The 13,579-nt window shown below is 43.3% G+C and carries 11 protein-coding genes and 1 other RNA gene; 5 read left to right on the forward strand and 7 right to left on the reverse strand.

Annotated features, from left to right (window positions below):
• Positions 1-83: 83 nt before the first annotated feature.
• From BWD47_RS07100 to fabB, 3 genes are all read right to left on the reverse strand, one after another.
• A complete protein-coding gene (locus tag BWD47_RS07100; protein WP_075593707.1) occupies positions 84-1,100 on the reverse strand; it encodes an aspartate-semialdehyde dehydrogenase in 1,017 nt (338 codons plus the stop codon).
• 31 nt (positions 1,101-1,131) lie between these two features.
• Positions 1,132-2,253, reverse strand: a complete 1,122-nt coding sequence (locus tag BWD47_RS07105) for a 4-phosphoerythronate dehydrogenase (RefSeq protein ID WP_075593708.1) — start codon at positions 2,251-2,253, stop codon at positions 1,132-1,134.
• Between the two features lie 175 nt (positions 2,254-2,428).
• Positions 2,429-3,643 (reverse strand): beta-ketoacyl-ACP synthase I, encoded by a 1,215-nt coding sequence (gene fabB / locus BWD47_RS07110; RefSeq protein WP_036967312.1) that lies wholly within the window; start codon positions 3,641-3,643, stop codon positions 2,429-2,431.
• Between the two features lie 179 nt (positions 3,644-3,822).
• Between fabB and mnmC the strand changes: the two genes are divergently transcribed.
• Both mnmC and BWD47_RS07120 read left to right on the forward strand, forming a co-directional pair.
• On the forward strand, positions 3,823-5,868 hold the full coding sequence (gene mnmC, locus BWD47_RS07115) for a bifunctional tRNA (5-methylaminomethyl-2-thiouridine)(34)-methyltransferase MnmD/FAD-dependent 5-carboxymethylaminomethyl-2-thiouridine(34) oxidoreductase MnmC (RefSeq protein ID WP_075593709.1): 2,046 nt from the start codon (positions 3,823-3,825) through the stop codon (positions 5,866-5,868).
• 136 nt (positions 5,869-6,004) lie between these two features.
• Positions 6,005-6,643: an SDR family oxidoreductase gene (locus BWD47_RS07120; RefSeq protein WP_036967306.1), complete on the forward strand. Its 639-nt coding sequence runs from the start codon at positions 6,005-6,007 to the stop codon at positions 6,641-6,643.
• Here the strand turns inward: BWD47_RS07120 and BWD47_RS07125 are convergent.
• The gene (locus tag BWD47_RS07125; RefSeq protein WP_075593710.1) at positions 6,640-7,413 is read right to left on the reverse strand and encodes a sulfite exporter TauE/SafE family protein; all 774 of its coding nucleotides are present in this window, start codon (positions 7,411-7,413) and stop codon (positions 6,640-6,642) included. The two genes, BWD47_RS07120 and BWD47_RS07125, sit on opposite strands and share 4 nt — an antisense overlap.
• A gap of 192 nt (positions 7,414-7,605) precedes the next feature.
• Here BWD47_RS07125 and BWD47_RS07130 point away from each other — a divergent pair, with 192 nt between their 5' ends.
• A complete protein-coding gene (locus tag BWD47_RS07130; protein WP_065978090.1) occupies positions 7,606-8,322 on the forward strand; it encodes an enoyl-CoA hydratase/isomerase family protein in 717 nt (238 codons plus the stop codon).
• Positions 8,323-8,411: 89 nt separating this feature from the next.
• On the opposite strand, the gene ssrA is transcribed toward BWD47_RS07130, so the two are convergent.
• Positions 8,412-8,768, reverse strand: a transfer-messenger RNA (tmRNA) gene (ssrA, locus tag BWD47_RS07135).
• Between the two features lie 278 nt (positions 8,769-9,046).
• Here ssrA and BWD47_RS07140 point away from each other — a divergent pair.
• Positions 9,047-10,672, forward strand: a complete 1,626-nt coding sequence (locus BWD47_RS07140; protein ID WP_036967253.1) for a FapA family protein — start codon at positions 9,047-9,049, stop codon at positions 10,670-10,672.
• Here the strand turns inward: BWD47_RS07140 and rnt are convergent.
• On the reverse strand, positions 10,656-11,336 hold the full coding sequence (gene rnt, locus BWD47_RS07145; protein WP_036967250.1) for a ribonuclease T: 681 nt from the start codon (positions 11,334-11,336) through the stop codon (positions 10,656-10,658). The genes BWD47_RS07140 and rnt overlap by 17 nt on opposite strands.
• Positions 11,337-11,552: 216 nt before the next feature.
• On the opposite strand from rnt, the gene BWD47_RS07150 reads away from it, so the two are divergent.
• A complete protein-coding gene (locus tag BWD47_RS07150) occupies positions 11,553-12,431 on the forward strand; it encodes an OmpA family protein (protein ID WP_036967246.1) in 879 nt (292 codons plus the stop codon).
• 25 nt (positions 12,432-12,456) lie between these two features.
• Here the strand turns inward: BWD47_RS07150 and BWD47_RS07155 are convergent, their stop codons facing one another.
• On the reverse strand, positions 12,457-13,362 hold the full coding sequence (locus BWD47_RS07155) for a DMT family transporter (protein ID WP_036967245.1): 906 nt from the start codon (positions 13,360-13,362) through the stop codon (positions 12,457-12,459).
• Positions 13,363-13,579: the final 217 nt, after the last annotated feature.

A 13,579-nucleotide genomic window follows, 5' to 3' on the forward strand; every position in this document is an offset into this window, starting at 1 on the left:
GGCAATAATTTGGCACTGAAAACATAAAAAAAGCGGCAATTAGCCGCTCTCTTTACTGAATGACTCAGTCAAAATCATCAGATTTAAAGGTAGTTTGCAATTAGCTCTTCAGCGATTTGCACACTGTTCGTTGCAGCCCCTTTACGCGTGTTGTCACTCACTACCCACATGTTTAAGCCGTGTGGATGAGAAATGTCTGCACGTAAACGACCAACATACACAGTGTCATTACCACTTGCATCAGATACCGCTGTTGGGTAATCACCCAAGTCATCAATCAGTTCTACACCGGGTGCATCATTCAGTAACTGTTTTACATGCTCAAGATCAACTGGCATACGTGTCTCAATATTAATCGCTTCACTGTGACCAAAGAAAACCGGAACACGAACACACGTTGGGTTTACCACGACACTCGTGTCACCTAAGATTTTTTGTGTCTCGTTCACCATTTTCATTTCTTCACGGGTATAACCGTTGTCTTCAAAAGTATCGATTTGTGGGATGACATTAAAGGCAATCTGCTTAGAAAAAACAGCATTATCCATTGGACGCGCATTCATTAGGTTAGCGGTTTGCTTAGCAAGTTCATCAACGGCCTCTTTGCCCGCACCCGACACAGCCTGATAAGTCGATACATTAATACGGTCAATACCGTATGCATCGTAAATAGGCTTTAACGCGACCAACATTTGAATAGTTGAGCAGTTAGGATTTGCAATGATATTGCGGTTTCTAAAATCCGCTAAGCTCGATGCATTCACTTCAGGTATCACTAATGGTACATCGAAGTCATTGCGAAAATGCGAGGTATTATCAATCACCACACACCCTGCGTCTGCAGCAATGGGAGCGTACTTTTCAGAAACATTTCCCCCAGCTGAAAATAAACCTATGTGTGCCTGGCTAAAGTCAAATCCTTCTACGTCGAGTACTTCAATCGATTCACCACGGAATTGTATTTCCTCACCCGCACTGCGGCTACTCGCAAGCAAGAACAACTCGCCAACCGGAAATTTACGATCTTCTAAAGTTTCGATAATTTGACGACCCACTAAACCTGTGGCGCCTAAGACAGCAACATTAAATTTTTGCGACATGTGTTTTCCTCATATGAATAAAGTACTGACTTTATTCGTTAATTCTAAATCCCAGTGCAGCTAAAGCGGCTTCACAGGCACTGTTTGCAGCCACCGACAGTGTATTAAATTCACGTCGTGGCGGGTAATTTTTCCGTAGGCTATCAAACCCTTCTTGATTTAACTTACTACGCAAGATGCCATCATCACGACGAACATCGTAAATAAGGTGTACTAAGCGGCCTATGTCATCTAACGTAAAGGTTTCACCGAGCGAGACAGCATGGCTAATTGGTTCAGGTAAAAAATCTTCCAGCGACTTCAGCGCTGCAACACCCTCAAGTTCGCACACTTTTTGGTACAACATTTGAGTACCACGGGCTTTTCCTTCAAGGGTATGGCCTGCAATGTGCACACTCGCAAAACGCACATAATTAAGCAGCGGAGTAAGTATATTTGGCTCGTTTTCCCAAACATCAAGCACGCAATCAAGTTTCGCTCCTTGCTCAAATAACTCTAGCAAAGCCTGATTATCGATAACATCACCACGGCTTGCATTAATAAGCGTCGTGCCATCTTTAAGCTTCGCTAAACGTTGTTTGTTTAACATATGCAACGTTTTATGCGGCCCCTGCTTCACCAACGGCACGTGAAACGTAATTATATCGGCAGTGTCAAGAAGGGTATCAAAATCAGTATGTTCTACCAATTCACCCGTCTCATGCTTAGGAGGATCGCAGAGCAATACGTTCATACCCAGTAGGTTTAACTTATCGCGCAGACAACTACCAATGCTGCCTACCCCAACAATACCAATGGTTTTACCTTGCAGTGACTCAGCATTTTCTTGGCATAAAGCATATAAACTACTAATAACATATTCTGCTACAGCAACGGCATTACAGCCCGGCGCACTGCTAAATGCAATATTGCGCTCTGCCAGTAGTTCAGTATCAATGTGGTCAACACCTATGGTTGCCGTACCAACAAACTTCAACTTATCTGCCAGAGTTAATAACGCGTTATCAACATTTGTCACTGAACGAGTTAATAGTATATCAACCCCAGCCAACTGCTCAGGTTGTAAGTTACGGCCATCAAATCGCTCAACATCACCAAAATCGGCAAAGTACTGCTCAACCAATGGCATATTTTGATCTGCAAGAATTTTCATCTGTGTGTCCGAGAAGCAGAAAAGTGGCGCTATTGTAACGAAAATATAGCTATACGGATAGCGTAACTGCTCATACAGACTCACGCTTAATAAATATAAAAGGCAAAGAATACAGTGCGGAGTTAGAAACGAAAAAGCCGAGCAAACGCTCGGCTTTGGCAAATACTGGAGAGGTTTAACCTTTATATTTGCTCATTACTAGTGTGGCGTTTGTGCCACCGAAACCAAAGCTGTTAGACATTACTGTATTCAGTTCAACGTCTTTTCGCTCAGTAACAATGTTTAGACCTTCTGCTTGCTCATCTAACTCATCAATATTGATAGAAGGTGCAACAAAGTTGTGCTCTAGCATTAACAACGAGAAAATAGCCTCGTGAACGCCTGCCGCACCTAATGCGTGACCCGTCATTGCTTTTGTTGCACTGATCATCGGTGAGTTACCGCCAAACACTTCTTGAATTGCGCCAAGCTCTTTAACATCACCAACTGGGGTTGAAGTACCGTGCGTATTTAAGTAATCAATGCCGCCTTCAAGACCTTGCATTGCTTGCTTCATACAACGTACCGCACCTTCACCTGATGGTGCTACCATGTCGTAACCGTCAGAAGTTGCACCATACCCTGTGATTTCAGCGTAGATGTGTGCGCCACGAGCAAGTGCATGCTCAAGTTCTTCAACGACAACGATACCGCCACCACCAGAGATAACAAAACCGTCACGGTTTGCATCGTAAGTGCGCGATGCTTTCTCAGGAGTTTCGTTATATTTAGTCGACAATGCGCCCATTGCATCGAATTCCATCGCCAGTGTCCAGTGAAGCTCTTCACCACCACCCGCAAAGATCACATCTTGCTTGCCAAGTTGAATTTGCTCAACCGCATGACCAATACAGTGTGCAGATGTTGCACAAGCAGAACTAATTGAGTAGTTAACACCTTTAATTTTGAATGGTGTTGCAAGACATGCCGACGTGGTGCTCGCCATCGTGCGCGGTACCATGTATGGACCTACACGCTTCACGCCTTTTTCACGAAGAATGTCAGCGGCTTCAACTTGCCATTTAGATGAACCACCACCCGAACCCACTAATAAACCAGTGCGTTCGTTTGAAACTTGCTCTTCATTAAGGCCTGCATCTTCAATTGCTTGTGCCATTGAAATATAAGCATATGCTGCTGCATCGCCCATAAAACGCATCGCTTTACGATCAACAAATTCTTTAACATCAATATCGATTTTGCCTGAAACGTTGCTACGTAGGTTGTAATCAGCAAACTCTTGGTTGAACGCGATACCACTACGGCCTTGTTTTAATGATTCTAATACTTCTTCTTTGTTGTTACCGATGCTTGAAACAACACCGATGCCCGTAATAACGGCTCTTCTCATGGGTAATTACCTTAGCTCTATACTAAATTGTGTTCTATTTTACGCTGAAAATACACGTTAAGTGGTCAGCTTTCTAGCGTACACATGTACTCTGAATGTGTAGCTTATAAATAACGCCAGACTATTTCAAAGAAAACACGTAAAATAATGAAAAAAAGTTGTAGTTATTTAGTTAAACCATGATCAAAAACGCAAATATACATTTTAATCACCTTGGTACACCCGTCGCCGATCAGTTTGACGATGTTTACTTCTCCAATGACGATGGCTTAGCTGAATCGCATTATGTGTTTTATCAACAAAACAATATCTCGCAACGGTTACAAAATCATGACCGCGCGCATTTTGTTATTGCCGAGACGGGTTTTGGTACAGGGCTTAACTTTTTAAATACCTGGCAGCAATTTGCTGCTCACCTTGATAGGCAGCATGACAAGCAAGAAGTTCAAAATCAACACGACCTTAGTGTAAATAAAAGTGTCAATAGCTCGGTTAGACGCTTGCATTTTATCTCGTTCGAAAAATTTCCAATTAAACGTGATGACCTTGCCCATGCACTAAAGGCGTGGCCTAGCTTACACACATTTAGTGCCCAGTTAATTGCTCAATACCCCATTAACCTTGCTGGCTGCCACAGATTAGAATTTGCCGACGGGCGAGTCGTACTCGACCTTTATTTTGGTGACGTACAAGACAGCATTGATGCCATGAGTTATCCACGTGAAGGCGTTGTTGATGCATGGTACTTAGACGGTTTCGCGCCGAGTAAAAACCCCGATATGTGGCAGCAAAGTGTGTTTAATAAGATGCGTGCAATTTCACGCGAACATGCCACCCTAGCTACGTTCACAGCTGCAGGATTTGTTAGACGCGGTTTAATTGAAGCCGGTTTCGCTATGGCCAAAGCCAAAGGCTACGGCAAAAAACGTGAAATGCTGATTGGCACCTTAACAACACCCACAGAGCAGCAATCTGGCCCTTCGTATTTTTCTCATCATGCAAGTACATTAAATAACGTTGCTGTTATCGGTGGCGGCATCGCCAGTAGTAGTGTGATGTACTCTTTAGCAAAAAGGGGCATTACAACGACACTTTTTTGCCAAGATGACGCACTTGCTATGGGGGCCTCACACAATGTTCAGGGCGCTGTTTACCCGCACCTGCAAGCCAAGAACTCACCGCACAGCGAAATGTTTGCGCATAGCTTTTTATACGCAAAACGCCTATATCAACAATTACTCGATGACGGCTTCGACTACCCTCACCAATGGTGTGGTGTATTGCAACACGCAGTAAAACAGGGCTTGGCCGATAAACACCAAAATTTAGCCGACAAAGCGCTTTGGCCAACTGAATTAATGCGCAATGTCAGTGCGACTGAAGGCGATGATATTGCGGGAGTAAACACAGGCTACTCTGGCGTATTCTTTGAACAAGGTGGCTGGGTAAACCCGCCTGCCTTAGTGACCGCCCTCTTTAATAAGGCATACTCACTCAATCCAATTAAAACCCATTTTAACTGCCATATTGAACAACTTGAAAAAACAGAATCAGGTTGGGTGTTACACACAAAAACACAGCAATTTGGTCCATTTAGCGATGTAATAATATGTGCGGGCGAGCATAGCGACCAATTTAAGCAAACCCAGGCATTGCCCGCTGTAGGTGTGCGTGGTCAGGTATCGCATGTTGAGGCAAGTGAGCAATCCAAACAATTAAAAACGGTGCTGTGTCATAAAGGATATTTTACCCCTGAGTTTCAAGAGCATCACTGCATGGGGGCAACATTTGAGAAAAACTCAAAAAGCCGCGAAGTGAAAGAGCAAGACAACCAAACAAATCGAGAACAACTGCTTAGCTTCTATAAAGACAGTGACTTTGCCACATCATTAGGCGAAATTACCGCAGCCAAAGCAGCAGTAAGATGCAGCTTTATTGATCACCTACCAATGGCTGGCGAGTGGGCGGAGCAAGACGATTATGTCAATGCCTTTGCGAATTTAAGACTCGGAAAACGTTACCAATATCAGCCCTTAGCAAAACCTCAACAAGGCTTGCATGTGCTTACAGGGTTTGGGGCAAGAGGTCTGTGCAGTGCGCCACTGTGTGCCGAACACTTGGTCGCCTGCTTAAACAATGAACCCAGACCTTTTAGCGAACGTGTTAGCCAAGCAATTCACCCTGCTCGCTTTATTATTCGCGACCTAATTCGTAATAAAATCTAAAAAGACAGGGGGCTAAAAAGTCCCCTTCTTTTTCAAGCCGATTACAAATTAGTTTAATTTGTCCCTTTAAAATTAAGATCACACCCCAAAGTAGTAAGTTACACGTAAAAGTTAACGCAACTGGAAGGAGTTTGGTATGAAAACCCTAATCATAGGTGCAAGCGGACAAATAGGTAAAATGACCACCCAAAAAATGCTCGCTCAAGAGCATGAAGTCGTGGCATTAGTACGTGATAAAAGCAAATTGACTGATATTGAGCACCCAAACCTGAGCATTGTTGAGCAGGATCTAGAAAATGATTTTAGTCGCGCACTTACAGGGGTACAGCAAGTTATTTTTAGTGCCGGCTCTGGTGGTGCAACCGGTGCCGATAAAACCTTGCTCATTGATTTATGGGCTGCGGTAAAAGCAATTAACTATGCAGTTGATGCACAGGTTGAGCACTTTATCATGGTAAGCTCCATTGGCGCTGATGATCCCGATGGCATTGAAAGCAGCATCAAACCCTATTTAGTGGCTAAGCACATGGCCGATGAGCATCTACTACACAGTGGCTTACATTACAGCATAGTAAGACCAGGCACACTCCTTAACGAATCGGCGTCTGGATTATTCACCATAAATCGTCCTGCAACACGCCAAGATGCCGTGATAAACCGAGAAGATGTTGCTGATGCACTGGTTTATATCGCCAGTCATAAACCTGATAAATCGCAACTATTCGAGTTATTTAATGGTGACAAACCACTCGACGAGCTATTAGCAGGTAACTAAGCAAACACAAAATAGATTCCCTGCCACGCAAGTTGCAGGGAAAGTAACGTCAGTACTAAACGAAAAATCTGTTTAAATTTATCTGATGAGATACGGTGCAATAGCTTCAAACCCAGCCAAGTGCCTATTGCACCACTCATAATCATCGACATTACAAGCGGCAACCACTGCCAAAATGCAAACCCGACAGCACCATACAAAATAGCCTTTAAAGTATGCTGTACCGTCATACAACTCGAAAATGTCGCGGTAAATTGCAGCTTATTGTAGTTATTTACATACAAACAACTACCAACCAGCGGCCCACTGGCACCCACAAACATCGAAATAAACGAGGTCCAAAGCCCTGCTAATATGCGCCAAAGCGTTGATGTTTCTCTGATCTTAGGTGTCACCCCCCAAAGCAAATAGAGCACAAAAGCTGCCACCACTATTTTCATTAACTCAAGCGGAATAGCGGTGACGATAGTTGACGCTACCAGTGAACCAAAGATTCCTCCCAACGAGAAATATAAAAACATAGCGCCATCGATATGCTTAAAAGTATATAAAAAGCGGTTCGCGTTAGAGCCCAGCTGCACTAAGCCGTGCACAGGGATCACCACACTCATAGGCATCATTGACGCCATAATGACTAACAACATTAACCCGCCACCAGCACCAAATGCAGCAGACACCATCGAGGTAAAACCTGCCAATATAATTAAGATAATTGTGCTGATCGGGCTTAACAACCCCCCACTAAAGAAATCCCAACTTACCAGTTCCATTATCGCGCTTTAAATAGAGTGTTTAGACTAAAATTACCATGGCAAGATAGTATTAGCGACTGTTTGAAACTGCATTTCGACTAAAAGCGGAGAACCTCCTCAGCACTCAAACTGGTCGGACTAGAGGTTTATTTTGTGCAACTGATGGTATATAACTATATCTATAACAAAAGAAAACGATAAAGGCACACCATGACCCCCATAACCGTAAGCACACAAGGCAGTGTTGCTATTCTCACAATGACCGCAGGTGAAAACCGCCATAACCCCACGTTTGCAGAAGCATTTTTAAATTGCCTTAATGACATTGAAGCGAACTCAGAACACAAAGCACTGATTATTACCTCAAGTGATGAAAAATCGTGGAGTTTAGGTATAGACACCGACTGGCTAATGCCCGCTTTAAAAGCACAAAAATATGAAGAAGTAAGTGGTTTTATGCACGCTATGGATGCCGTATTTAAACGTTTGTTACTTTACCCAATGCCAGTCATTGCCGCTATTAATGGCCATGCATTTGGTAATGGGGCTATTTTAGCGTGCGCCTGCGATTTTAGATTTATGCAAAGTAACCGTGGCTTTTTCTGTTTTCCTGAAGTTGATTTATCGATTCCGTTTTTACCAGGCATGATTGAATTTGTAAAAAAATCGATGCCTTATTACCGCTTTAACGAAATGAAATTGACAGGACGCCGGGTTACCGCAAGCGAGCTTGTTGCAGACCACGTCATCGAACAAGCCTGCCCCGACAGCGAAAGCTTGTTTAATACCGCATTCGAATTTGCCAGCCAGTTCGATAAAAAACGCCCTATATTTGCCGAACATAAAAAGCGCCTTCATAAACACATCATCGAAACGATTGATGTTGAAAACAAACTCATCATCGATGCCGTTCAGTTGGTTGTGTGATTTAATGTGATTAACCCCTTCAGACTCAATGAATTAGGGGTGTATTTTAGGCAATAAAAAAGGCCGCTCTGAGAGCGGCCTTTTATGTTTGGTGGAGCTGGGGGGATTTGAACCCCCGTCCGAAAAGCCTCGACCTTTGGTACTACATGCTTAGTATCGTCTTTTAGTTAACCTTTACAGCTCGGACGAACACGATCTGCAAAGGCGAGGCCGCTTAGTTTTAACGCTTCAACCCCGGCCAGGGTTTCCGTCGCGATCATGTGTAAGGGTGACACTCCAAAATCCAGTCCACAAGAATACATGGAAGGAGCGCTAGCCAGCCTAAGCTGCTAGAGAGTAGTTATCGTCGTTTGCGATTACTTTAAATTGCGGCTTTTTTACGAGGCCAACCGCACCTCGACATGCACCTCGGGCGTCTTGAATTCCGTCGAATCCTAATCAGCCCCTGAATTTGGTATCTCATTCAGAGTGTATGTGAAGTATAACTGAGTAAACCCTTTATACTCAAGGCATTAATCAGGTTATTTTGGCATAACCCCTTTGAGTGCTGAAAAACCAAACAGGAAAAGTCAGTTTTTATACGAATTTTCACATATTAAGCATACAAGTTCTTAACATCATACAAAAGTTGTGCTGAAATGGGAGACGTTGTTACCTCTTCTTAAAACAATCCTGTAGCAACGAAAAAATAATAATAACAGGCCTCTTTTACAGGACTTACTTGATGTCGATGTTTTTGTTCGATGAGCAAAGTGGATATGTATCCTTGTGTGAGCATCCGCGCGATGCTGGCTTTCCCATAACGAGTTCACAACTCATTGAGTTAATTGAGCAATCGTCTTACGCAGACTGTGAACTTGTTGATGCCAATATTGGCAAACTTTTTACACCTAGCAGTCAATATCAAAATCAATCATTGGTTGTTGCAAAAGCCGTTGATGCACATATTGAAATCACCGTTGATGAAAAAAATATGATTGCAGAAGCGAGCCTGACAACAGCACGTGGTGGCAAAGTTGTGAGTATGGATGATGCACAAGCAGCGCTATCTGCTGCGGGAGTTAAGCGCGGCATAAGTCACTCTGCGCTTGATACTTTTTTAGGTCAGCAGTTTAAACAACCTGCTGGTGCGCACTACAGTGCTATTGTTGCGCATGGCCGTAACCCAAAAGATGGGAACGATGCACGGTTTGTCCGATTATGTTCAACAGCACAAGATCGCGTTCTTAGCCCACAAGCCACATCGGGTGGCAAAGTTGATATGCGAAACTTGGGCGCGATTATCACGGTTAAGCCCGGTGCGCCACTTATGCAACGTATTCCTGCAACTGCGGGTGAAAATGGCTTTACTGTATTTGGCGATACTTTACCCGCGCAAGCAGGTAAAGATTACCCCCTAGAGCCCTTTGAAGGGACCCGCCTTGATCCGATGAACAGTAATTTACTCATTGCCGACACCAAAGGAGTGCCCGTTGCACTGCCCCGCGGCATGCGCGTAGACGATGTGTTGTGCTTTCATCATGTTGATATCAGTACAGGCCATGTTGAGTTTGATGGCAGTGTTATCATTAGTGGCGATGTTAAAGATGGTATGTGCGTTAAAGCTACAGGTGATATTACAGTACTGGGATTTGTTGAATCAGCAACAATCGAAAGTAAAAGCGAAGTCACTATTATGCTCGGGGCCATTGGCCGGCACCGTGAAAATGAAGATCACTTTACATGCAATATAAGCGCAACACGCACTATTTCGGTTGGGTATGCACAGTTTTGCCATATTAAAAGTGAGCAAGATCTGTTTATAGAGCGTCAAGCTCTGCACTGTGATTTAAGTGCACGTCGTCTAATTCGTGTCGGTAAAGCGAATAACCCTCGCGGCAAAATTATTGGCGGGAATATTTTAGATGCAATGCGTATCGAAACCGGTGAGCTAGGTGCGCCATCAGGCACTAAAACCCGTGTCTTTATAGCGCAGTACTGGCATGATTTAAGACAAAAGCAACAACAAATCAATGACTTTGAAAAGCTGCTTGCCAGTAAAGCAGCCGCCTTACAACAAGCTCGAAAAAAAGCGAATAAAATAACCAATGCAGCTCAACGTGCGCATTACATCAATAAAATAACAGCCAGTGAACAACAAATAAAAATTAAAACCGCAAGCACTAAGAAAAAGAAATACCTTGTTAAGCAAAAGATTGCGCGTTTGTTGGCAACCAGTCGCTTAAAAGTGAATGAGTTAATGCATCCGGGCGTTGAGCTGAAAATAGCACAAGAGAGTAAACATTTTTCACGTATTTACCCTCCCCACTTAGTGCGATACTTCGAAGGGAAAATTACTCAGTCGTTTTAGCGGCTGAGTCTGGCTTTTCATTCTCTTCAGCTTGCTCTGGCAATGGCCATCCGCCTAATTGTTGCCAACGATTAACAATTAGACAGAATAATTCTGCTGTGCGCTCTGTATCATAGAGCGCTGAGTGAGCTTGTTTATTATCAAACTCAATACCCGCTGCACGACAGGCTTTCGCTAATACAGTTTGCCCCAACGCAAGCCCCGCTAGTGAGGTCGTATCAAAACTCACGAACGGATGAAACGGTGTGCGTTTAATTTTACAACGCTCAATCGCCGCATTTAAAAAGCCATGATCAAAAGCCGCATTATGCGCAACCACCACTGAGCGCTGACAACCTGCCGCTTTTTGTGCTTTACGTACGGCTTTACAGATTTCTTTAATGGCCTCTTCTTCAGGCACCGCACCGCGTAACGCCGAAAATGGGTCTATGCCATTAAAATCAATCGCGGCCTGCTCTATATTCGCGCCTTCAAATGGCTCAACATGAAAATGCACCGTATGGTCAATGCTTAACACTCCATCGTCATCCATTTTTAAAACAGAAGCAGCGATTTCAAGTAACGCATCAGTGTCTTTATTAAACCCTGCCGTTTCAACATCAATAACCACGGGGAAAAAGCCACGAAAGCGTTTTGCGAAAAGAGTTTGTTCAGTATTTTCCATAGTCTTCTTGGTTTGCCAGTGTAAGCTGGCTATTATGTCAAAAACCACAGCTGCTCTGCTAGAGCAAAAGCGATTAAATCACAGATTCTTACAGGCTTTTTAGGCACAATAATTGCTTTAACTTAATGAGCTAACACGCTGTCAGGCAGTTTTGGACTGCTTGCTATAAAACTTGCCAATTATTTGGCATTGATGATTTGTTGGAGATTTACTGTGATGAAGCTTTCATTACTTTCTTTAAGCCTCGGCCTTTTAACAACGTTTGCAGCCACGCATGCAAGCAGTGCCATGCGCGAATACACTGCTACCGCAGATACTTCAAATTGGCAAATGGTTAAAACATCGCGCTTAGAATGCCAATTAAATCATGAAGTTCCTTTTTATGGCGAAGCCATTTTTAGCACTTCTGCCAGCAAGAATAAAGACGTCAACTTTAATCTCGACATGGTTGTACGTCCAGAAAATTACAGTATTGCTGGTTTAAAAGCTGTGCCGCCCAGTTGGCGTGCAGGCCTACCAGCACGCGATATTGCGAATATGAAATTATTACGTAAATTTGACGGTGAGCTAGGCAATAAAACGGCTTGGGAAATGCTGACAGAGCTCGAAAAAGGCTATCAGCCTACTTTTTATTACCAAGATTGGCAAAACCGTGCCGATAAAATTGCCGTAGGCTTGTCGAGTGTTAATTTTAAACAAGCCTATTGGGCTTTTTTACAATGCCGAGATGCCATGCTGCCTTACAGCTTTGAAGATATCTCATTCACGGTAATGAACTATGAACCTAACTCCAGTAAGCTGACAAAATCATCTCAAAAACGCTTAGATAAAATAGCCGAATACCTCAAATATGACACCAGTATTTCTGCTATTTCAATTTCATCTTATACCGATAGCTACGGTGGTCGTTGGAATAACCTTGAGCTTTCTAAAAAGCGGGCTAAAGCAATCAAAGAGTATATTGTGAGCTTAGGCATCGATGAAAATAAAGTGGATACCGAAGGGTTTGGTGAAAAACGCCATGTTGCCACTAATGACAATATTTTAGGGCGAAATACAAACCGTCGCTTGGTTATTCAAATTGCAAAAATGTAGTCGCCGTTATACGGCGACTACACTGCTAATTCATTTTAATTGGCTTAACGCGTTTAAAGCGCTTAAGCCACTTGTCACCAAATTGAAAAAACGCCAAGCTAATCATAATGACAGTTGCGCCAACAATCAGTGCTTGATCAATCGGCTCATTATTAAATATTCCGCCAATTGCAATAGCAAAACTTGGTGTAATTAAGGTGGTCAGGGCTACCGTGCTGGCATTCAGTTTTTGCAAAACATGAAAATACGCCAATGCACCGATTAACGATCCAAACACCCCTAAGTACACAATCGAGTAAAGCGACTTTACGCTCCAAAGCTCGCTATTGAGTTGACCATCAACCAATAACCAGGTTATAAAAAATAAAGGCGTTACAAAGACTAAAGCACCGAATGTCGTCGCCATTGGGTGAATAGCGATTCGAACACGTTTGATCATCACCCCGCTTAGGCTGAAAAAACACACCGCCATAAATACATACAGCAACCCACTTAGCTGCTCTACCCCACCTTGAATATGACGCTGGCTTACTAAAAAAAGACCGATTAGTGCACACCCAAGTGAAGCGAGTTTTAGTGTGCTGAATTTTGGTTCATTTAAAATTTTCTGCGCCAGTAATCCCGATAAAATAGGTGCTAAACCAAACATTAACGATATTAAGCCAGAAGGCACTGTTTTGGCGGCCATATAGCTCAGTAGCATGCCCCCAAATATGCCGATACTCGAGTATGCATATAAGAATAAGGCGCGACGATGCCAAGGCACTCGGATATTAGCGATAGCAACCACCAATGCAGCAAGCACAAGACCCACCAGCATTCTTAACAAGACTGCCAATGTGGGCGCAACGGTTTCACTACTCCAAACAATACCTAGAGGGGTTGTAGACCAAATCACCACCATTAAAAAATATGAGGCTTTAACTGGCACAAGCTTATTCCTGTAATAAGGCGAAAAAAGCGGAGGAAAAAACAAAGAATGGCCAACCGCTTTGAACGCGGTTAGTAAAACTTACTTAATTAACCGCAGCACATAACTGACCACACGGCTGGCGTTGCCAGACGCATACTGCGATTATTTGGTCGTTTATTTAGCTGCATCATCATCATAAAAAAGTAAGTAGAAGAGCGTTAAGAATCTGCCTATA

The sequence above is a fragment of the Pseudoalteromonas sp. PAB 2.2 genome (genome assembly GCF_001938575.1).
Classification (GTDB): Bacteria; Pseudomonadota; Gammaproteobacteria; order Enterobacterales; family Alteromonadaceae; genus Pseudoalteromonas; species Pseudoalteromonas lipolytica.